This is a genomic window from Acidobacteriota bacterium (assembly GCA_019347945.1).
Lineage (GTDB): Bacteria > Acidobacteriota > Thermoanaerobaculia > Gp7-AA8 > JAHWKK01 > JAHWKK01.
In genome coordinates, this window is the sequence record JAHWKK010000009.1 from 53249 (window position 1) to 75526 (window position 22278).

The window sequence follows — 22278 nt, forward strand, 5'->3', positions numbered from 1 at the left end:
TCGTCAAGACACATCCAGCCGGCCGCCGATCCGCCCGCTCAAGGCGAGGGGATTGCAGTCTCGCCGAAGAAGTGAAATAGGGTGCGCCTTCGAGACCGTTAATATGAGCGTCTCATTATAAGATTTTGTTCTTCGGCATTCTTCAGAGAAAAAGGTAAGCCATTGGATATCAACAGATTGACGATCAAAGGGCAGGAAGCCGTCGTCGCCGCGCAAGCGCTGGCGCGCAACTCCGGTCACTCCGAGCTCTCCCCCGAACATCTGCTTCTCGCCCTAATCCAGCAGGACGAGGGAATCGTCGCGCCCATCCTCGGAAAGCTGGGAGTCAATGCCTCCCAGATCGAGATCCAGCTCACGACCGAGCTCGCGAAGCGGGCGAAGATGTCGGGGTCCGGCGCCGATCCGCGCATTTCGGCCAACGCGCGCAGAGTGTTCGACGCCGCCTTCGAGATCGCGGAAAATTTCAAGGACGAGTACGTCTCCACCGAGCACCTCCTTCTGGCGATCGCTCGCGAGAAAGAAACGACCGCGCAGCAGATTCTCGCAGCGGCGGGGGCGAGCTCGGACGATCTGATCAAAGCCGTCCAGTCGGTGCGGGGCTCTCAGCGGGTCACCGATCAGAACCCGGAAGGCCGCTACCAGGCGCTCGAGAAATACGCGCGCGATCTGACCGCGCTGGCCCGCCGAGGAAAACTCGATCCGGTCATCGGTCGCGACGAGGAGATCCGCCGCGTGATTCAGGTTCTCTCCCGGCGGACCAAGAACAATCCGGTGCTGATCGGGGAGCCGGGAGTCGGGAAAACTGCCATCGTCGAGGGCCTCGCTCGTCGGATCGTCGAGGGTGATGTTCCGGAAGGGCTCAAAAACAAGCGTGTGATCTCACTCGACCTGGGCGCTCTGATCGCGGGCGCCAAGTATCGCGGCGAGTTCGAGGATCGACTCAAGGCGGTGATCAAGGAAGTCGAGGAGGCGGAAGGGACGGTCGTCCTCTTCATCGACGAGCTTCACACGCTGGTCGGAGCAGGGGCGTCGGAAGGAGCGATGGATGCCTCCAATCTTCTCAAGCCTGCATTGGCCCGTGGTGAGCTCCGGGCCGTCGGGGCGACGACCCTTTCCGAGTACCAGAAACACATCGAGAAGGATGCGGCGCTGGAGCGCCGGTTCCAGCCCGTCTACGTCGGCGAGCCGAGCGTCGAGGACACGATCGCCATTCTTCGCGGCCTCAAGGAGCGGTACGAGGTTCACCACGGCGTGAAGATTCTCGATTCGGCGATCGTGGCGGCCGCGACGCTTTCGGATCGCTACATCAGCGACCGGTTCCTGCCGGACAAGGCGATCGATCTGATCGACGAATCCGCCTCACGTCTCCGGATCGAGATCGACTCGATGCCGACCGAGATCGACGAGATCGAGCGCCGGATCGTCCAGCTCCAGATCGAGAAGCAGGCTCTGGCGAAGGAAAATGACCCGGCGTCGAAAGGCCGCCTCGACATCATCGAGGAACAGCTAGCCGAGCTGCAGGAAAAGTCATCCGGTCTCAAAGCGCAGTGGGAGACCGAAAAAGCGGCAATTCAGCAGATGCGGGACCTGAAAGAGCGGATCGAGCAGACTCGCGACGAGGCGCAGCGAGCCGAGCGCGAGGGCGACCTCACCCGCGCCGCCGAACTGCGCTATGGTGAGATGCCGAAGCTGAATGCCGAGCTCGAGGAGGCATCCGGCAAGCTGCTGGAGCTTCGCCAGCGGGGAAGCCTTCTCAAGGAACAGGTCGACGGCGACGACATCGCCGAGGTCGTGGCGAAGTGGACCGGTGTACCGGTGAGCCGGCTGATGGAGTCCGAGATCCAGAAACTCGTGAAGATGGAGGACCGGCTCCAGCTCCGCGTGATCGGGCAGGAGGACGCGATTCGCGCCGTCTCGAACGCGATCCGTCGCTCGCGAGCCGGGCTTCAGGACCCCCAGCGCCCGATCGGCTCGTTCATCTTCATGGGGCCGACCGGAGTCGGCAAGACCGAGCTCGCGCGGGCCGTCGCCGAGTTCCTCTTCGATGACGAGACCGCGATGGTGCGGATCGACATGTCGGAGTACATGGAGCGGCACGCGGTGGCCCGGCTCATCGGTGCACCTCCGGGCTATGTCGGCTACGACGAGGGCGGACAGCTCACCGAAGCGGTGCGACGGCGTCCTTACTCGGTGATCCTGTTCGACGAGATCGAGAAGGCGCATCCGGAGGTCTTCAACGTGATGCTGCAGATCCTCGACGACGGCAGACTCACCGACTCCAAGGGACGCACGGTCGACTTCCGCAACACCGTCATCATCATGACCTCGAACATCGGATCGCATCACATTCACGAATATCAGCAGTCGGTGAAATCGCCCGCTCAGGAAGAGGAGATGCGAAAGAAGGTCGAAGAGGAGCTCCACCGGCAGTTCCGTCCCGAGTTTCTCAATCGGATCGACGACATCATCATCTTTCACTCGCTCTCCCAGGAACAGATCGAGAGCATCGTCGAGATCCAGTTGAAGAGGCTGACGGGCATGCTCAGCGAGAGAGACCTCTCGATCGAAGTCACTCCTGCGGCACGAAAGCTCCTGGCCCGCGAAGGCTTCGACCCTGCGTTCGGCGCGAGACCGCTGAAACGGGCGATTCAGAGGCTCGTCGTCGATGCGCTGGCAATCGAGATTCTGGAGGGACGGTTCGAGCCGGGCTCTACAATCGTGGTGGATGCAGAGGAAGACGGGATCACTCTCGAAGCTCGAAGGAGTCCGACGGCTGAAACGGCCTGAAACGTGCTCGGACCTCCCTCGATTGAGGTTGTACCAATTACAGGAGGAGAAAATGATGACCACGAATTCGAAGCACAACAGTTTTTTACCTACGCTGCTGGCTCTGGCCCTGACCGCCGGATTCGTCGCGTGTGCGCCGGAAACTGAGGTCGATACGGAGGATGCAACCTCCGACACGGCGATGACCGAGACGACCGACACATCGCTGACGGATATCGAGCTTTCGGGCGAGGAGCCGTATCTGGCGACGATCACCGATGATGGCATTTCCATGCCCGCTACGATTCCAGCGGGTCCGCAGATGATCACGGTGGAAAATCAGGGCTCTTCGAATCACGGTTTCGCCGTCTCGGGCCCGGGCGTTGAAGCATCGGTCGGCCGCGAGCTGCAGCCCGAGGAAGTCGCGACGCTCGCAGTGGAGCTCCAGCCCGGCGAATATCGCGCCTATTGCACGATCCACCCGACGATGGAGACGACCTTCACCGTCACGCCGATCGCCGAAGCCGATCCGGTGGCAGCGGATCCGATGACAACGACCGCGTCGGACTACTGAGTTTCGCAGCCTGAATGACGTTCGTTCTCCGGAAGAAGCATCCCCCCGCGGGCTCGAGACCGGGGACATTCACCGTTCCCGCAGACTCGGTTCCCCCCCGTCTTCACCTGTTCGAATACGGGGGGGATCTGATCCGCGAATCGGAAGTCGATCAGGCCAGCGACCTTGTCGCCCCTCGAGATGATGGTCTCAACTGCTGGCTGGACGTCACCGGCATCGGCGATGAAGTTGCGCTGCGCACCATCGGTGAGACTTTCAACATCCACCCTCTCGCCCTCGGTGACGTCGTCAACGTTCCCCAGCGTCCCAAGTCCGACGGCTATGAACACAATCACCTCCTCATTTTCAGAATGTTCCGCGTCCTCGACGACGGCTCGATCGATTCCGAGCAGATCTCCCTGGTCGTCGGCGACGACTGGCTGGTGACATTTCAGGAGCGCGAAGGCGATGTTCTCGATCCGGTCCGAAACCGCCTGCGCGGGGGTGCCGGCCCGATGCGGACGTCCGGACCCGCATACCTCGCATACGCCATCGTCGATACAATCGTCGATGGCTACTACCCCGTGGTCGAGCTGATCGGCGATCGGCTCGAAGCGCTCGAGATCGAGGTCCTCCGGAGCGACTCCATCGAACGCACCCTCGGGAAAATCAATGATCTGAAGCGCGACCTTCTCTCGCTGAGGCGAGCCATCTGGCCTCAGCGCGACGCCATCGCGTCGCTGCTCCGCGAAGAGAGCAAATTTTTCTCCGGCCCTGTGAAGACATATCTGAGGGATACGCTCGACCACTGCACCCAGCTCGCCGATGTCGTCGAGACGTATCGCGAGATGGCGACCTCTCTTTTTCAGACTTATCTCTCAGTCGTCGGCAATCGCACGAACGACGTGATGAAAGTTCTCACGATCATGGCGAGTATCTTCATCCCCCTGACGTTCATCGCCGGGATCTACGGGATGAACTTCGATCACATGCCGGAGCTCCACTGGGTGTTCGGCTATCCGATGGCACTCGGGTTGATGCTCGCCATCAGCGTCGTCCTGCTTTACTGGTTTCGAAGGAAGGGCTGGCTGGGGGGAAACCGAAGGGAAGTCAGTCGCGGCCGGCGCCTGTCGGACTGAAACGAGCTGGATGGAGGTTCGAGGTTCGACGTTAGAGGTTCGAGTTTCGAGGTTGAGGTTCCGGTTTCGGCGAAATGACCTCGCGCGATTCAAACCCACGTCATCCTGAGCCGCCGAAGGACGGCGAAGGATCTGGGGGACGGTCGTAAGTCGACCTGACCAGCCTCCTGAAGCATTCATTCACGAGCCCCCGCCCAGATCCTTCGCCGTCCTTCGGCGGCTCAGGATGACGAGTGAAGGGGTGTGGCGAGCGCAAACCGCGGCTGGAGGTTGGAGTTTGGGCGGGGCTGAGAGACGGGTCGACTTTTCTGATACTGAGCCGACCTCCACATCAGTTCAACCCATCGCCTGCAGAAAATCCTCGATCAGATCGTCCGCCGACTCGATCCCGACCGATACCCGGATCAGCGAGTCGGTGATCCCGGCTTCCCGTCGATCCTCGGGCGAAACTCCCGCATGTGACGAGACCGCCGGTCGCGACACGAGAGTCTCGACGCCACCGAGGCTCGGTGCGGGAATCGCGATCTCGAGCCGGTCGATCAGCCGTTTCGAAACTTCCACTCCCCCCTTCACATCGAAACTGAGCATTCCGCCGAATCCATCGAAGAGGGCTGCCGCACGTTCATGCTGCGGGTGCGAGCCGAGGCCCGGATAGTTAACGACAGTCACCCGATCATCCGATTGGAGGGCTTTCGCCAGCGCGAGAGCGTTCTCGTTCTGCTTTCTGATTCTTAGCGCGAGCGTCTTCAGGCCCCGATGCATCATGTGGCAGTCGAAGCCATTGAGGCTTCCTCCCAGAAGAACGAGCTTGTGCCGGATGGGCACCATCAGTGCCCGGCTCGTGATGATCGCACCGGCGATCAGATCCGTGTGGCCGTTGAGATACTTCGTGGCGCTGTGGAGCGAGATGTCGTAGCCGAGCTCGAGCGGCCGGAAGTTGACCGGGCTGGCAAACGTATTGTCGATCGCGGTCGTGATCCCGCGCTCCCGGGCGATCCTGACGACGGCCTCGTGATCGGTCACCTCGAGCAGCGGATTCGTCGCCGTCTCGGAGTAGATCAGCTTCGTCTCCGGACGGATCAGATCGGTGATCATCTCTGCTTCGTTCCCGTTGAACCGCTCGACGGAGATCCCGAGCTCCGGCAGATCCCTGGTCACGAAGTCCCACGTTCCGCCGTAAAGCGTGTTCTGAAAAATCGCATGATCTCCCGGCTTCAGAAGCCCGAGGATCGTCGAGGTGATCGCAGCCATACCGCTCGACGTCACCAGCGCCGTTTCCCCACTCTCGGCGGCCGCCAGCACGTCGTGCAGGAGGTCGTGGGTGGGTGAGTTGCTCATCCGGCCATAGCGGATTTCCTCGTAGGCCTTGTCCCCGCTCAGCTCGAACGTGGAGGAGGTGAAGATCGGAGGGACGACGGCACCGAGGTTCCGAGCGTGCGACGAGCTGCCGTGGACGATTCGAGTCTCCAGATCGCGCTTTTTGTTCATGCCCGAATCATACGCCGGACGCGCGCCGGCTCCAGCGTTGGCGCGGAAAACGTTCGAAAAACCCGGGGCGCCGCTACCGGTGCCTGATTGTTCTCGCGCGCCCCGCTTCGATGATCTGCACGAAGAGCCGAGTGGCATCGAAGTGCGCGCGGTCGACGAGCCGCCGGGCCCTGACGAGCAGGAGTCGATCGGGGGCGAGCAGGACCGCCGCTTTGACGTCTCCCGGTGAAGCCGAGTAAAGGACCTCGACGCCTCTGGTGACCGGATCGAAATCGACGATCGACAGGACGCCGGGTTTCGTCCATGCCAGCCCTCTCAGGCCGGAACCGAACGGAACGAGTGCAAACGGCCGGGGCCAGATCGGCCACCCTTGCCAGTCGAACTCGGCGCCATCGATCGAGTGTCCTTCTCTGGTCAGTCGTGCACCTCGAAACTCGAAGATCAGACGCGTCTCGTCCGACGACCAGTCCGACCAGAAGATCAGATATTCGCTGCCCGTCCATGTGGCGCTCGCACCCGAGAGAATCCTCGGAGCCGCGGCAAACTGGGACGACCGAATCGTCCAGTCCGGCTCGACCGAGATGATCGATGAATGGAGAATCGTGCCCCCCGGGTGTGGATCTTCGGACCAGACCACGAGAAATCTTTCGCCATCTGAGGACACATCCTCGAGATCAATCGGATGATCGGAAGTCGTGACCAGCACGCCGCCAACATCCAGCACGCTTCCGCCCGATATCCGGAGTGCACGTATTGAGCTCTGCTTCTGATCGGACACTTCCTCGAGCCAGGCCAGAAGGCAAAGGGTCTGGCTGCAGCTCGCGTCGAAGCTGGTGACCTCATTGGGAATCATCAGCGGGATCGGAGCGGGATCGAGGAGCTCTCCGTCGAGTGAGATCCGATAGAAGACGTAGCCGACATCCCCAGCTCGCTCCAGCACGCCGAACGAATCGGTGAGGGGGAAGACGTCGAAGACGTTAGGGTTCAGGCGGAATCGCGCGACATCCTGCCCGAGCTCGTCGAGGATTGCCGCGTGACGTGGCTCGCGATAGAACCTGTCTTCCAGCCACACCAACAGGGTTCGGCCTTCTACCGATGCAATGTGGTCAAGTACCTCCGAACGAACGCTCGTGAACACGACGTTTTCTTTACCGAGACGCAACTGATCCGGATCGAGGACAGCCGTTCGAATGTGAGCCGCAAGAGTCGGAGCGGTCGAACCCGACTGCCAGAGGACGATAGGCGTCTCGCCGTCAGACTCGATCGAAATCTTCCGCCGTCCTCCCCAGCGCCCGAACGCATAGATGCCCTCACTGATTTTTTCGGGCTGACTCACGCCGCTGGCAGGACCAATCGACGCTGCCCAGAGATCAGCCTCGTCCAAGTAAACGTGCACCGAGCGCCACTCCTGCCAGATCATGAGGATCTCTTCTCTCACCCATTCGATCTGCGGCCAGTGCAGCTTCGTCTCCGGCCTGGAAACCGTCGCAAACTCCATCAGCCCGCCAGCACTCTGCTTCCAGATCTCGACCCCCGCTGGTGCGTCGAGCGCCACGTAGACCTCTCCATTTCGGGCGGTGACGTCCTTCCCGAGTCGCGATTCGGGGAACGCGATCGTTTCGAGGTTGCCCGAGTCATCAATCAATACGAGCGCGGTGTCGGACAGAACTACGAAATGCCCACCTCCCAGGCCGATCACTTCGAGAACCGGTTGCGGAAGAATCACGTCCGAGACGATGTCGTCACCCTCGAGGATCAGGAGTCGCGTTCCTGATGCACTCGACCCGGTAACGGCAATGAGCCGTCCCGAGGCGGCCATGCTGATAGGACCGCCGAGGCCCTCGAGCTGTCGATCGAACGTTACGACCGCCGCTTCGGAAACAGTAGCAAGGTGGACGATTCCCCCGCTGGTCAGGGCCAGCACCCAGGTTCCGTCGGACCGGGCAGCAACTTCGCTTTGTCCGAAGCGGAGGCCGTCAGGAAACGGAATGGCCGGCTCGTCGATCGGTCTGCCGAGGCCGTCGAGCCGGACAATCCCCTGGAATCCGTTGGCCACGGCGAGATACTGCCGCCCGTTCCAGGCGATTTCCGGAGCACCGATGCCGGGAATCATCTGCAGCGCAATCTCGCCCAGGGGGCGCTCCGGGTGCGCGACCCAGCCGCCAGCCGGGCCGGCCAAAGCCAACATCCCGAAAAGAATGATCAAACAACGTTTCATCGTCTGTTCGTACGGGAACAGGCAAAGTATCGTCTAAATTTGGAACCTTCAGATTTCGAGCTGTTCGATCCGGCTCGAGAGCGTTCGCGCCTGGTCGTCGATGGCGCGAAGCTTCGTCGAGAGGCGCTCGATCTTTTCGTTCTCGGTCCGGAAGAAGCGGAGGTAGGGCTCGAACGCCTCCCTGACGGCATCGATCGCCCGATCGATCTCGATCTTGCTCTGCCGTTCGAGAGACTCGTGCATCTGTTCACGGAGCCGCTCGATCTTGTCGCGGAACTCGGTCTTTGCCTTGCTCCGCTTGTAGGGAAGAATGAGGAAGCTCGAGACGAGCAGCATCGTCGCCGCGGTGAAGCCGGTGACGTCGACCGCCGCGCTCGTGATCAGAGTCGTGAGATAACCGAGTCCGATCGCCCCGGCACCGAGCCCCAGTGACTGCACCACACCGCGGACGGCGTCGTCGATCACGTGCCGGCTCTCGGTCGCGATGTCGTAGCCCTGCATCCGTCGCTCCGCCTCCGCCTTGATTCTGCTGTAGATCTGGTCACGCGTGTAGACGAACTGCCGGCCCGCGACGTCGGCGATGTCGCCTGGCGCAGTCTCGAACGCGCTCTTCCGATCGAACGTGGCGACCGTCGACTCCCACAGCTTCATGTTCTGTCTGACGAGCCAGTCCACTGCCTCCTGAATCGTCCGGTCGACCGAGCCCTCCCAGTCGTGGAAGACCTGCCGCTGGAACTCTTCGCGGAAGCGCGATGCATCTCTCAGCATCATCAGATGATTGACCCGGATGTATCGATCGAGGAAATCGATGCCACGCTTTTCGAGCTCGTGAATGAGATTGTCGATTCTCGTAATGAACCGCGAGAAGTTGTCTGTCAGATCCGCACGGGCTGCTTCGAGGCGTCCGACGATCTCGTCGATCTTCTTCATGTCCTGCTGAAGAATCGTTCCACGCGACTCGATCATCGACACCTGACGCTCGAGAATCGCGAGGACGGTATCCAGCGGCGCCATCAGCTTCAGCCTCAGCTTTTCCTTTTCGGAGAGCACCCGCAGGATGTAGTCCTCGAGCGCCTCGAAGCGGCTCTGTGTCCATGCACGCGGCCCCTCTTCCCCGAGCTTCGCGGCGAGTGCCGGCTTCGCCGCAACCGGGAAGATCACCGGATCGACGTCGAACAGCGACTTGATGTTCGAGCGGAGATAATCGAGCACTTCATCGACTTCCTGAGGCGTCTTCGAATCGATCTTGTTGACGATGAAGACGATCTTTTTTCGCCATTCGCCGATGTAGGAGAGAAACGCTCTCTCCGACTCGGACAGCGGGCGATCGATCGACGTCACGAAGAGGATCAGATCCGCACGAGGAATGTAGTCCTCGGTGATCTCCTGATGACGCTTGATGATCGAGTTCGTGCCGGGGGTGTCGACGAGGCGGATCGTTTTCAGGAGGTCGACCGGATACGTCTGCTCGATGATCCAGTCGGAGGCCTCCCGGCGCCCCTCCTTTTCGCCCCATCGGAGGATCGAGATCTGATCGTCGACCGGTACCGGGCCTTCCTTTCTCAGCCTTTTTCCGAAGAGCGCGTTGATGAGTGAGGATTTTCCGGCGTTGAACTCACCGACGATCACGATTGTGAAGAGCTCCCCCAGGCCGTCGAGCAGGTCGTTGATCCGGCGCTTTTCCGGCTCCTGCTCGTCCTCGAGAGTCTCGCGGAGCGACACGAGAAGCTCGCGCTCCTCGTCGAGCAGCTTCCGTGTTTCCCCCGAAACGACATTCTCGAGTTGTTCGGCCATGTTTGGGCGTCAGTCGCCGGTCTCCAGGTTCAACCCCCGTACCACGAAAGTATCGATCATTTCTTCGGACGCACCCCATCCGGTCCTCACCGTCGAACCATCGATCACGATTTCCAGAAAGGGCTCGCTGCCGCTCAGCGCCGCTTCGAGCGCTTCTGCGAATTCTCGCGCTTCGTCCTGATCCTCCCACCGCGTATCCGCAATCACCGTGAGCTTCAAGCCGTCTTCGATGACCGCGAAACGGTCGCCACGCCATCCCGCCGCCGCGCCGGCCCCGACCAGAAGCGCCCAGTGAAACTCGCCGAACGTCGACTCCACGAGCGCTCCGTCGACACCAGGCAGATCGACGGCGACCGGCGGTGGCTCGTCGTGATGCAGAAGCTGCGAGGTCGATAGCGGCGGTGCCGCGTAAAGGCTGTCGATCGCAGACCAGCCACCGTCCTCGTAGGCCTTCGCCATCACTTCCAGTCCCCGGGCATAAGGAAAAATCATCGTTTCAATGAAGTAATCGGGAACGTCGTCGAGACCGAGAGCCGCCGCTGCAGGCCCGAGCGTCCCCATCATTTTCAAAAGCTCGTCGTTGGACACGATCTGATCGATGTCGGCAACCGATCCGAGCATCACGAGCATCGCCTCCCCCTCCAGCAGAGCGTGATATGCAAGGCTCGAATCCCAGTCGTCCCCACGGGATTCCAGAATCGTCCCGGCGTCGTAGCGCTGATCCTGAAGCGCGTGGACGAGCTCGTGAACGATCACAACATCTTCCATCCCGGCCAGCTCCACGAGCGGTCCGCCGGCACCTTCGACCGAGTAGAACCGGCGAATCGCCGGATCGTAGAAGGCGAGCACCTGTCCCTGGTAGAGCTCGAGAAGGGCGTTGATCGGATCATCCGTTCCTTCCCCGATCAGGTGCAGCGCCGCGAGAACGCGAGCATATTGATCGGAATCAACCGGTAACTGCTCAGCCACCATCGCCCGCAAACGCTCACGCAGCTCGTTCTCGTCAATCTCGAAGCCGATCACCGGCTCGGTGAACTCGAGTCCGCGAATGCGCTCGACGGTTTCCATCTGTTTCGACACGTCGAGCTTCGGCTCGATTGCCTCGAGACTCGGAGACAAAAACTGGAGGAGGCCCAGTATCGCTGCGAAAAAGCTCGCCTTCATCATCGCCATCTTATTCGGTTGCGTCTCGAAGGCGCGGCAAGCCCCTCCTCCGACAGTCGGGGCATTCTCTACTCTTCACTCTTTTCTCTCCTTTTCACTATCCTTCGCGGATGCAGTCGAAACGGCTTCTCGAGATCATCGCGTCGTTCCCGGGCAAACGAATCCTCGTCTATGGGGATCTCGTCGCCGATCGTTTCGTCTATGGCACTCCGAAACGGATTTCTCGAGAGGCTCCGGTGCTCATTCTGCGCGAAGACAGGATCGAGACGGTCCCCGGCGGAGGTGCGAACGCGGTCGCGAACATCGCTTCGCTCGGGGGCGTGCCGGTTCCCGTCTCGATCGTCGGCGCGGACGAAGCGGGAGGAGCCATCGTCGCGAGCCTCGAGGCCGCCGGAGCGGACTGCCGCCATATCGCCCGGTCGAAAAGTTCTCCGACTCCGACCAAAACGCGGATCCTCGCAGGCATGCCACACTCGGCGAGACAGCAGATCGTCCGGATCGATCGCGAGGAGCGCCTCCATCCCGATGACACCGAACGACGTACGCTCCGGAGATCGCTCGAATCGGAGATCGAACGAGCCGACGCCTGCCTGATCTCCGATTACGGATACGGCGTCATTGCGAGTCAGGACGTTTCTCTGCTGACTTCCGGGGGGAGACCGTCGACGCTCGACTCGCGCCACGCCCTCCTCGAATACCGGGGCGTGACCGCCGCGACGCCCAACGAGGAGGAAGCGATCGCAGCTTCCGGACGGCCAGAGCTCGCAACCGACCCCGAAGTGCTGCGAACCGCCGGCAGCGAGCTCCGCGCGACGCTCGAGGCGGAGGCGCTTCTGATCACGCGAGGAAGCGCGGGAATGGCGCTCTTCACCGGCGCCGGCGACGATCCGCAGTTGTTTCCCGTCTGGGGCACCGAGGAAATCGTCGATGTCACCGGAGCGGGTGACACGGTCATCGCGGCATTCACTCTCGCTCTCGCCTCCGGCGCCTCCTTCGCTGAAGCTGCGCAGATCGCCAACTACGCGGGCGGCATCGTGGTCATGAAGAGGGGTACGGCCGTCGTGACCACCCGCGAGCTCACTGCGGCGATCAGCTCAGACAAGTAGGGATCAGGGATCCCTGTCACTTCGGAAACGGGAGATTCCAGAGGAACTTCTCGAGCCACAACATCGGAGGATCGGGAACTTCGTCCTCGGCTTCCTCGAGGCTGTCGACGCTTTGCCTGATCCGTGCGAGCTCTCCCTGATCGATCCAGAATCCCCTGCACTTTTCGCAGTAGTCGAGAATGATGTTCGAAAGAATGTTGAACTCGACTTTCACCATCTCGGTCCCGGGATCGGCGGGACACTCCCGTTTTCCCTGCGTGTCCTGATGCTCCAGCGAGTCGAGATCGACCGTCGAGAACTCCAGATCACCGCTGGACGGCTCAGCGAGCCTGTTGAGCTCGCCTCGCTCGAGGTACATCCCGTCGTCGGCCGGACAGACGTGGACGTTCACTCCATCGATTTCGCGAATCACCAGCACGGACGAGTCAATCGGGCATCTCATGTCGCTCACCAATGAATATTACATGCCTGACTGCCGGAACTGTGAACATTGAATGGACCCGTGGGCTAGAATCGGGGCGTGCAGACCTACCTCGATCTGATCGCAACGATTCTGGCCCGGGGAATCGAGAAGTCCGACCGAACGGGCATCGGAACGCGAAGCATCTTCGGCCATCAGATGCGATTCGACCTCGCCCGGGGTTACCCGCTTCTGACCACGAAGAAGATGCACACCCGCTCGATCATCCACGAGCTGCTCTGGTTCCTCAGGGGCGAGACCAACATCGCCTACCTCCGGGAACACGGCGTGACCATCTGGGATGAATGGGCAGACGAAAAGGGAGAGCTCGGGCCGGTGTACGGGGCGCAGTGGCGGAACTGGCGGGGTCACGATGGGGAGCCGATCGATCAGATCGAGCAAGTCATCGAAGGGATTCGCAAAAATCCGGACTCGCGGCGGCTCATCGTCAGCGCCTGGAATGTCGCGGAAATCGACCGGATGGCGCTCCCCCCCTGCCATACGCTCTTCCAGTTCTATGTGGCCGGCGGAAAGCTCTCCTGCCAGCTCTATCAGCGTAGCGCCGACGTTTTCCTCGGAGTCCCGTTCAACATCGCCTCATACGCCCTGCTGACGCACATGATCGCGCAGGTCTGCGACCTCGAGCCCGGCGAATTCATTCATTCCCTCGGAGATGCTCATCTCTACACGAATCACCTCGAGCAGGCGCGCCTCCAGCTCACTCGGGAACCACGTCCGCTTCCTCGTCTCGAGCTGAACCCGGACGTTCGCTCGATCTCCGACTTCACCTTCGACGACATCACCATCCACGATTACGACCCGCACCCGGCGATCCGCGCCGCGATTGCAGTCTGATGACATCGAAGCGGCGGATATCGCTGATCGCTGCGGTCTCCGAGAACGGAGTGATCGGACGCGACAACCAGCTTCCATGGCGCCTTTCCGATGATTTCAGACACTTCAAGCGGACGACTCTGGGGCATTGTCTGATCATGGGCCGCAAGACGTTCGAGTCGATCGGAATGAAGGCTCTGAAGGGTCGCAGGAACGTGATCGTCACGAGCCGCGATTCGCTCGACGCCGAAGGTGAGATCGTTCTCGCCGGATCGCTCGAGGAAGCAACCGAGAAGTGCCGCGAATGCGAGGAAATCTTCATCGGTGGAGGGGAAGGCATCTTCACCGAGTCTCTTCCCGTCGCCGATCGTCTCGTTCTCACCCGCGTCCACGCGAACGTGGATGGGGACACGCGGTTTCCGGAGGTCGATTTCAGCCAGTGGACGCTCGTATCGAGCGAACGCCACGAACAGGACGATCGGAACGACCACGCGTTCACGATCGAGGTATGGGAGAGAGGGCAGGAGTCAGGAGCCAGGATTCAGGATTCAGGATTCAGGAACCAGGAACCAGGAGCCAGGAGCCAGGAGTGAAGCACTCGTCATTCTGAGCCCGGCGGAGCGCGGGCGAAGAATCTGGGCGGCGGCTCGTGATTCACCGCTGCCGCTCACTCGTCACTTTCTTTCATGAGCCTGCCCCCAGGTCCTCCGTCGCTGCGCTCCTCAGGATGAACCGGCAGTCCGGTGGGCACTCCGCTTGGGCTGATGTCCCACCCTGCAAGGTCCCTCGCTTGCCCGCCCGACCGCCCGCTCGGGATGACGTCTGTTTGAGTACGCGAGTGCGGTTGTACTCACGGGTGTCATTTGCGACTCACCGGCGCGTTGCGTCGGTCAATCGCTCAGGATGACGAGCGCTTGGATGTGGCGAGAGCAAACGACTCTTCACTCTTCTTTCACTCTTCACTCTTCACTCTTCTGGATCCTGGATCCTGAATCCTGTCTCCTGGCTCACGACCGGATGGCGAGAATCTCCCCGAGGGCGGCGAAGGCATCGGTCCAGCGTTTCGATTCGGCATCGCCCTCGTTCGCGGACGCTGAGCGTTCCGCGAACTCTTCCTTGTCGATGTGATCCCAGGTGGTCTGCGCCGTCCAGAGGTCGACTTCGAACGGAAGAGCCCGCGCGCACTCCACCAGGCGGGAAAGCTCGCGCAGCGACTCGAGCGAGCGATCCCGGGAGAGGGCGTGACAGGCGTGGACGATCCGCCGCTGAAGAGGGAAGATGAGGACGTCGCGGTCGAGGTGCATCGAACCGCTCGAGGCTTCTCTCACCAGACTGGCGAGACGATCGGGGTCGGGCTGCTCGGAAAGAATTTCGTCTCGCACCTGCATCGTGAGACCGAGCTCGGCCGCGATCCGCATACTTCGGGGAAACGCGATGCCGAGCCGGGCGTGATGCTGAATCAGCGGGACGTAGCGATCATAGAGATCGCTCCAGGTCGACGAGATTTCCGCGAGCTCGTTCTCCTGAATCTCCGCCAGGATGCGTCTCTGGTCGTCACTGAAGAGGGAACGAATCGAGAGGGGTTTCGTGCTTTCGAGCTCATCGATTCCCCTCAGAACCGACATGAAATCGAGCTCGTCGAAGCTCGGAATCAGCCGGGAGAGCGTCTTCTCGAAACCGTTACCTGCGGGAGCAAGAGCCCCGGAAAGGCTCAGATCCCCGAGATAGAGGACGATCATCTCGAATGCTTCGGTTTCGAGCGTGATCAGCGATGTCACCGTGATCTCGCCATGCATGAGCTCCGCGCGTCCTGCCGTACGCCGCGTGAAATTGCGACTCTGAATGCGGTAGCAATAAACCTCCGACTCCTGCTCCACGGCATCGAAAACCGCGCTCACGGCACAATGGGCCGCGACGTCGCGCAGCCCGATGACACCGGGCTCGACGTCGGCTTTCCAGATCTCGGATCCATCTCCGCGCGCCGGAAGGTTGCTGCCGGCTTTCGACAGAAGCCCGAGAAACTCGCTCTCGAGATCCGATCCGGTCAGGCTCTGCGCGAGCTGAATGGCCCTCGCCGCATACCGGAGGATCTGCAGGGTCTCGATCCCCGAGAGGTCGTTGAAGAACCAGCCGCAGCTCGTGTACATCAGCAGGGAGTGGCGCTGCATCTCGAGCAGTTGCAGCGCGCGAACGGCTTCGCCCCGTTCAGGCGTGCGATTCATTTCCCGTTCGAGCCAGCCCAGTACGTTCTCTTCGTTCCTGTCGAGGATGACCTCGATGTAGCGATCGCGCGATTCCCACGGGTTCTCGAAGAGTGGTCCGCTCCCCGATTCGAAAACTTCGGCAAGCTTGTCCCGGAGCCAGTCGAGCGCGTTCCGAAGACCCGTCCGCCAGAGTTGGTGCCAGCCCGCCTCTCCACCGGTGTGGCAGCCGCAGTCGGATCTCCAGCGCTCGACACCGTGGGCACAGCTCCACGAACTGTTCTCCCGAATGCGAGCCTCGTGCTCCGGTGGGTGCTCTCGAAGAAACTGACCGTACACGGTGATGTCGGCCTCGGGGATCTCGTCGAACTTCTCGAGCGTCCAGGCCAGAGCCATGTCACCGTGGCGGTGATGATGACCGTAGGATTCACCATCCGTTGCGATGTGGCTCAGGCAGAACTCCTCGGAAGAGGCGAGGCACCGAGCGGAAAGGCTCGTGATGAAATTTTCGCCTCTGTCGAGAAGACGGTCGAAAGCAACGGAGCGGGAGAGAGGACCGTCATAAAAGAAAACGCCGATCGACCGGCCCGACGGAAGCGGAACCGCATAGCCCCGCGTCGTGTCGACTGGTGCGGTGCCGAGCTCCTTCCACTCCGACGTCCCGTCCGCGCGAACGGCTTCAGCCTGGGACGGAGCCAGAATCGTGAAACGAATGCCGTGATCGAGAAGAAGTTCGAGCGTCTCCGTATCCACGGCCGTCTCCGGCAGCCAGATGCCCTCGGGCTCCCGCCCGAAGCGATGCCGGAAGTCGGCAATGCCCCAGCGAATCTGTGTGATGCGATCGCGCCGGCTCGCGAGCGGCATGATCATGTGGTTGTAGCACTGCGCGATCGCCGGCCCTTCGCCTCCGAAGCGCTCACGCGACGTCGAGTCGGCCTCGACGATCCGCGCGTAGGTATCCGGGGCGTGCTCTTCGAGCCAGCTGAAAAGCGTCGGACCGAAGTTGAAGCTGATCCGCTCGTAGTTGTTGACGATCCGGCGGATGGTTCCATCTTCGTCGAGGAGCCGCGCCGCGCCGTTCGGCCGGTAGCATTCCGACGTAATCCGCTCGTTCCAGTCGTGGTATGGCCAGGCGGATTCTTCGGTTTCGACGGCTTCGAGCCAGGGGTTCTCCCGCGGGGGCTGGTAGAAATGGCCGTGTATCGTGACGTAGCGCTTCACGCGGGAGACGATACCTGAGACCGGCGCGAGAGGCGAGGGGTGGAAAAAGCAGGGATCAGGGATCAGGAAAAGCGCGGGCAGGATGGAACGGAGAAACGTAAACATACCCAGTGAAGCGCTGGCCCCGACGTCCCGCTTTCCTGATCCCTGCTTTTCCCCTGATCCCTGGCCCCTGTTCCCTAAGCCCTGCTTTTTTCCCTGATCCCTGATCCCTGATCCCTGATCCCTGCTTCTGATCCCTGATCAGGGTCACATCTCGACCTCGGTGAGAAACTTCGGCGCCTGCCTCGCTCTGGTCGCCTGCTCGAACGCGTACGCGATCCCCAGCAGCTTCGGCTCGCTCCACGCCTCTCCGAAAAAAGAAACGCCCACCGGAAGCCCGTGAACAAACCCGAGCGGAACCGTGATATGCGGATAACCGGAAACGGCCGAAGGCTGCGAATAGCCTCCGATGTAATGATCCCCGTTGACGAGGTCGGTCGGCCAGGCAGGTGCGAGCGTCGGCGCGATGATCGCGTCCAGATTGTCGGTCGCAATCGTCTCGTCGATTCCCTCGCGACGGGAAAGATCGTGATTCTTTTTCAAAGCCGACGTGTAGGCCGCATCGGTCAGAGGCCCTTTCGCATTCGCGAGCTCGAAGATCTCTTGTCCGAAGTACGGCATCATCCGATCCTCGTTCGCCTCGTTGAACTCGATCAGGTCGGCGAGCGTTCTCGATTTCACTCGCTCCGGCATCTCCGCGAGATAAGTCTCCAGACCCGCCTTGAACTCGTAGAGGAGGACCGTGTACTCCGACTCTCCGTACTCGCCGCTCGTATCGAGCTCGACCGGATCGACGATCTCGGCCCCGAGCTTCTTCATCACTTCGATGGCTTCGTCCATGAGTGCATCCACATCAGGATCGAAACCGAATTCCTCCCGAACCACACCGATCCTCTTTCCTTTCATCGAATCCGGATCGAGAAACGACGTGTAATCGCTCTTCGAATGCCCAGCACCCTCGGTCGTCTCTTCGTCACGCGCATCGCGTCCCGTGAGCGCTCCCAGAAGAATCGCAGCGTCCTCGACGGTCCGCGCCATCGGACCTGCCGTATCCTGGCTGTGAGCGATCGGGATGATGCCGGAACGCGACCAGAGCCCGAGGGTCGGCTTGACGCCGACGATCCCATTCGCGCTCGAGGGGCAGACGACCGAGCCATCGGTCTCGGTGCCGATCGCGATCGTGACGAGATTCGCCGACACCGCCGCGGCGCTTCCGGAGCTCGAGCCGCACGGATTGCGAGAAAGCACGTACGGATTGCGTGTCTGCCCTCCGCGACTCGACCACCCCGACGTCGAGCGCGTCGAACGGAAGTTCGCCCATTCCGAAAGGTTGGCCTTGCCCAGGAGGACGGCTCCCGCCTCGCGCAGCTTTCCGACGATGAACGCGTCCTGTTTCGCGTAGTTGCCTTCCAGCGCCAGCGATCCTGCCGTCGTCATCATCCGGTCCGCCGTATCGATGTTGTCCTTGATGACGATCGGAATGCCATGCAGAGGGCCGCGAACCCTCCCCGCCTTCCGCTCGGCGTCCCGCTCACGAGCGATCTTCAGCGCGTCGGGGTTGAGCTCGATGATCGAGTTGAGACTCGGACCCCGCCGTGCCAGCTGTTCCCGGAAGGAGGGGTTGCCGGGTCCATCGATCGACTCGATCCTGACCAGGTAGATCTTGACCAGCTCCTCGGAGGTCAGTCGTCCCGATTCCATCGCCTCCTGGAGACTCGCGATCGTCGCCTCCTCGATCGGAAAAGACCCTTGGTCCTGCGCGATCACCGGCGCAACGAGAAGAGCTCCGAGCACCACGGTTACGGCTATGTTCATCGTTCGCTGCATTTCAACCTCCAGAATGGGACTGTAACGACGCCACCGCGCCCGCTTCCTGCGGGAAAGCATACAGTCGAACAGGTGAGGCTCCACGGCACGCGCTCGACAATGTAGTTCAACCTCTCACGGAACCGAGTCGCTCGCTTCCTCGCGCGATTCCTCCGATAATCGGGCAGATGAAAATTCTCGTCGTCACCGGAGACCACTTCGCGCCCGATCCCGAAAAGAGGGGAAACCAGTTCAACGAAGAAGACATGGTGACCCACCAGGCGATGGTCGATGCCCTGAAAAGCTTTTCCGACCTCGAGGTGGAAGTCCTCAACGATCACAGTGGCTTCCTCGATCGCCTTCGCGAGCACCCGCCCGACCTGATGGTCAATTTCTGCGATACCGGCTACAAGAACGACATCCGGCTCGAGCTTCACGTTCCCGCCTACGCCGAGCTTCTCGGTGTTCCGTACACCGGATCGCCCCCTGCGGCGATCGTCACCTGCTACGACAAGGCAGTCGTCCGAATGATGGCCGATTCGCTCGGGATTGCCGTCCCGCGCGAAAGCTTCCATCGCGCGGGTGAAGAAATCGACGTCGACTCGATCATCTATCCGTCGCTGATCAAGCCCAACAAAGCCGATGGAAGTCTCGGGATCACGAAAGATGCCGTCGTGAGATCCGCCACGGAAGCGCGCCAGTATCTCGAGTGGCTGACCGCGGCTCTGCCGGACCGCGACATTCTGATTCAGGAGTATCTTCCGGGCCCCGAATACGGCCTCGGTGTGATCGGAAACGCCACCGACATCCGCTTCCTGCCGGTACTCGAGGTCGACTTCTCCCGGCTCCCGGAAGGGCTGAACCCGATTCTCTCGTACGAATCGAAAGCTCATCCCGATTCGCCCTACTGGACCGACATCGGATTCAAACCGGCGTCCTTGCCGGAGGATGAAACGCGGGAGATCGTCGAGTCAGCCCGCAAACTTTTCGGGCGGCTCAGCCTGCGGGACTACGCCCGGTTCGACTGGCGACGGTCGGCCGATGGCCGGATCCGCCTCATGGAGGTCAATCCGAATCCCGCTTGGGCGAACGACGGCAAGCTCGCCTACATGGCGGGAATGGCGAACATCGAGTACCGCGACATGCTTCGAATGATCATCGACGCGGCGGTGAAAAGGTCCACGTCGTAGAATTGAGTCGTGGCAGAAGAACCCGAAGAGAACAGCATCGACCGGATCATCGCGCTCTACAAGAGGGACGTCGACCTTTCTCTCCTCAGGGAGTACCTGAAGAAGACCCCTACGGAAAGGCTCCTCGCCCTCCAGGAGCTTCAGCGTTTCGCCGAGGAGCTTCGGAGAGCCGGCGAAGCGGCGCGGGACAAAAAGTGAACGAGTTCGCGTCGCTGATGCACGTCTTCGAGAGCTGCGACGAGCGCCTCGAGGTTCTTCACATGAGGTTCGCAAGCTACAGAAAATGCCGTGGAATCGCGACGACGTGCGATCTCTCCTTCACGAGCATGTCGTTCTCGAACGCCTCGAGGTCACACGAGAACTGAAAATTCTCCGCCGTCACCGAGAGTCGCGACCGGCTCACGATCCGAATCTTCCATCCGTCCCGTTCGAACTGCGTGCGCTGAAAGATCTCGGTCTGCGCCGACAAAGGATCGTTCTCGATGATCCGGTAACGTTTCATCATCTGGTGCCCGACGGTCATGTCTATGTCGTCGATTCGCGCGAGCGCGGCGCCGTCGAGCTCGCCCCCGTCGCTCTTGAGCGTGTAGATCACCTCGTTGGTCGAGAGATCGACCTCGATCGTCCGTCTCATCGGAAGGTGAACGAGCTTTCGTGCCGCGTTTCCCGGAGCCGAGGCCGGCGGTTCGAAGTGCGGAAGCTTCTCGTCGTCCGGATCCGGCGGGCGCGACGGAAGGCTGAGGGAGCTCCCGGCGGTACGGACGGTGAGGATGACCGGGCTCGGGGGCGGCCAGATGATCGGCCAGTACGAGGTCGACAGTGCGAGTCGGATTCGATGACCTTCGGGAAACGAATGCGCCGTGTCGTTGAGCTTGAGCCGCACCCTCTCCCATTTGCCAGGCTCCAGCAGCTCCGGCTGGTCGTGCCCCTCGCGGTGAGTGAGATTGAGAATGCCATAGCTGACCCGGAGCGAGCTTCCGTCCGGAGCGACGTCACACAGGCGGGCAACGAGAAACGCGACCGGTTGATCGACGGAAACCTCGAGCACGACCTCGGGAGCCCCGAGAATCTCGATCTCATTCTCGAGCACATCGGAGTCGAACAGCAGAGACCCGCCGTCGTCCGGACGCTGATCTCTCGCCATCTCGCCGTCGGCGCCGAACGCACACCATTCCCCGGATCGGAGTCCGGTCGTCGCCGGGGATGAAAATGAAAGCTCGCAGGACTGCTGCTCCTCGCGATCGAGAAATCCGACTCCGAGGTGGTAGACGAGCGGTTCGATGCGCGGGCTCGGCCACTCCTTCTCCGCGACCCATCTTCCCGGCCAGATGGCGTATTGCGGCATCGGTACGACGCTCTCCTGCATCCACACGCGGAACATCGGTTCGTCCATGATTCCGTTGCTGACTCCACGAAGCCAGCGGTCCCACCATCGAAGCGCTTCCTGGAGGAAGCCGATCGCAGGACCGGGTACTCCATCGTGCGGAAAAGCATGTGCCCACGGACCGATCAATCCTTTCCGCGGGACTTTCAAACCCTCGAGCAAGCGGGGAATCGCATTGCTGTATCCATCGGCCCAGCCACCGACCGCGTAGACCGGAACCCGGATCGCGTCGAAAACTTCGCACACCGAGCCGTGCCGCCAGAACTCGTCGCGAAGCGGATGTCGCATCCAGCGGGCTGCGAAGAACTCCAGGTGCTCGAGCCTCTCGTGCCACATCGCGCGCCACTGATCCTCGCCGACGATCTCCGGGTCCGGAGGGTAGGCGCCGTACATCGTCAGGATCGAGCCCCACTGCATGTTCTCGTTGAGAAGGCATCCTCCCATGTAGTGAGCGTCGTCCGCATAGCGGTCGTCGGTCGAACAGAGCGTGATGATCGCTTTGAGTGGTTCCGGGTCGAGCGCCGCCACCTGAAGCGAGTTGAACCCACCCCAGGAGATCCCCATCATGCCGACGTTTCCATCGCACCACGGCTGCTTCGCAATCCAGTGAATGACCTCGACGCCGTCGTCCAGCTCCGCCTGCGAGTACTCGTCACGAAGAATCCCGCCGGAATCGCCCGACCCTCGAACGTCGACCCGCACACTCCCGTAGCCGTTGAGCGCGAAGTAACGATGAATCGGCTCGTCGCGGAATCGCATGAGATCGCGTTTTCGATACGGGATGTACTCGAGGATGCACGGAGCCGGCTCCTTTCGCGCCGTCCTGGGGAGAAAGATTCGCGCGGCGAGCTTGACGCCATCGCGCATGGGAATGAAGACGTTCTCGATCTCTTCGATCGTGTCGAGATCGTA

16 protein-coding genes are annotated in these 22278 nt (G+C 61.3%); 8 read left to right on the forward strand and 8 right to left on the reverse strand.

All coding sequences use genetic code 11. The features are described 5' to 3' along the window. Positions 1-162 precede the first annotated feature (162 nt). The 3 genes from clpB to corA are packed head-to-tail and all read left to right on the forward strand — an operon-like array spanning position 163 to position 4458. A complete protein-coding gene (gene clpB / locus KY459_07775; GenBank protein ID MBW3564608.1) occupies positions 163-2787 on the forward strand; it encodes an ATP-dependent chaperone ClpB in 2625 nt (874 codons plus the stop codon). 55 nt (positions 2788-2842) lie between these two features. Continuing rightward, entirely contained in the window at positions 2843-3340 is a 498-nt protein-coding gene (locus KY459_07780) for a cupredoxin domain-containing protein (GenBank protein MBW3564609.1), read from the forward strand. A 14-nt stretch (positions 3341-3354) separates the two neighbouring features. Then, entirely contained in the window at positions 3355-4458 is a 1104-nt protein-coding gene (gene corA, locus KY459_07785) for a magnesium/cobalt transporter CorA (GenBank protein MBW3564610.1), read from the forward strand. Between the two features lie 336 nt (positions 4459-4794). Here corA and KY459_07790 read toward each other — a convergent pair whose 3' ends face one another. The 4 genes from KY459_07790 to KY459_07805 form a co-directional block, all read right to left on the reverse strand. Continuing rightward, positions 4795-5946 (reverse strand): aminotransferase class I/II-fold pyridoxal phosphate-dependent enzyme, encoded by a 1152-nt coding sequence (locus tag KY459_07790; GenBank protein MBW3564611.1) that lies wholly within the window; start codon positions 5944-5946, stop codon positions 4795-4797. A gap of 73 nt (positions 5947-6019) precedes the next feature. Further along, positions 6020-8164 carry a hypothetical protein gene (locus KY459_07795; GenBank protein ID MBW3564612.1) on the reverse strand — a complete coding sequence of 715 codons (2145 nt, stop codon included), beginning with the start codon at positions 8162-8164 and terminating at the stop codon, positions 6020-6022. Positions 8165-8212: 48 nt separating this feature from the next. Next, on the reverse strand, positions 8213-9958 hold the full coding sequence (locus KY459_07800) for a dynamin family protein (protein ID MBW3564613.1): 1746 nt from the start codon (positions 9956-9958) through the stop codon (positions 8213-8215). Between the two features lie 9 nt (positions 9959-9967). Then, positions 9968-11122, reverse strand: coding sequence for a hypothetical protein (locus KY459_07805; GenBank protein MBW3564614.1), 1155 nt, complete (start codon positions 11120-11122; stop codon positions 9968-9970). A gap of 110 nt (positions 11123-11232) precedes the next feature. Between KY459_07805 and KY459_07810 the strand changes: the two genes are divergently transcribed. Further along, complete coding sequence (locus KY459_07810; GenBank protein MBW3564615.1) at positions 11233-12228, forward strand: hypothetical protein; 996 nt, start codon at positions 11233-11235, stop codon at positions 12226-12228. A gap of 16 nt (positions 12229-12244) precedes the next feature. Here KY459_07810 and KY459_07815 read toward each other — a convergent pair whose 3' ends face one another. Beyond that, positions 12245-12670, reverse strand: coding sequence for a zf-TFIIB domain-containing protein (locus tag KY459_07815; protein ID MBW3564616.1), 426 nt, complete (start codon positions 12668-12670; stop codon positions 12245-12247). A 78-nt stretch (positions 12671-12748) separates the two neighbouring features. Here KY459_07815 and KY459_07820 point away from each other — a divergent pair, with 78 nt between their 5' ends. Continuing rightward, the gene (locus KY459_07820) at positions 12749-13543 is read left to right on the forward strand and encodes a thymidylate synthase (protein ID MBW3564617.1); all 795 of its coding nucleotides are present in this window, start codon (positions 12749-12751) and stop codon (positions 13541-13543) included. Then, positions 13543-14115 (forward strand): dihydrofolate reductase, encoded by a 573-nt coding sequence (locus KY459_07825; protein MBW3564618.1) that lies wholly within the window; start codon positions 13543-13545, stop codon positions 14113-14115. The genes KY459_07820 and KY459_07825 overlap by 1 nt, the downstream gene beginning before the upstream one ends. 414 nt (positions 14116-14529) lie before the next feature. Here KY459_07825 and KY459_07830 read toward each other — a convergent pair whose 3' ends face one another. After that, entirely contained in the window at positions 14530-16944 is a 2415-nt protein-coding gene (locus KY459_07830) for a DUF3536 domain-containing protein (protein ID MBW3564619.1), read from the reverse strand. A 249-nt stretch (positions 16945-17193) separates the two neighbouring features. Further along, the gene (locus KY459_07835; protein MBW3564620.1) at positions 17194-18801 is read right to left on the reverse strand and encodes an amidase; all 1608 of its coding nucleotides are present in this window, start codon (positions 18799-18801) and stop codon (positions 17194-17196) included. Between the two features lie 179 nt (positions 18802-18980). Here KY459_07835 and KY459_07840 point away from each other — a divergent pair, with 179 nt between their 5' ends. Continuing rightward, positions 18981-19982 (forward strand): D-alanine--D-alanine ligase, encoded by a 1002-nt coding sequence (locus tag KY459_07840; protein MBW3564621.1) that lies wholly within the window; start codon positions 18981-18983, stop codon positions 19980-19982. A gap of 9 nt (positions 19983-19991) precedes the next feature. Further along, positions 19992-20180: a hypothetical protein gene (locus tag KY459_07845; protein MBW3564622.1), complete on the forward strand. Its 189-nt coding sequence runs from the start codon at positions 19992-19994 to the stop codon at positions 20178-20180. 76 nt (positions 20181-20256) lie between these two features. On the opposite strand, the gene KY459_07850 is transcribed toward KY459_07845, so the two are convergent. Then, positions 20257-22233: a CocE/NonD family hydrolase gene (locus KY459_07850; protein MBW3564623.1), complete on the reverse strand. Its 1977-nt coding sequence runs from the start codon at positions 22231-22233 to the stop codon at positions 20257-20259. Positions 22234-22278 lie beyond the last annotated feature (45 nt).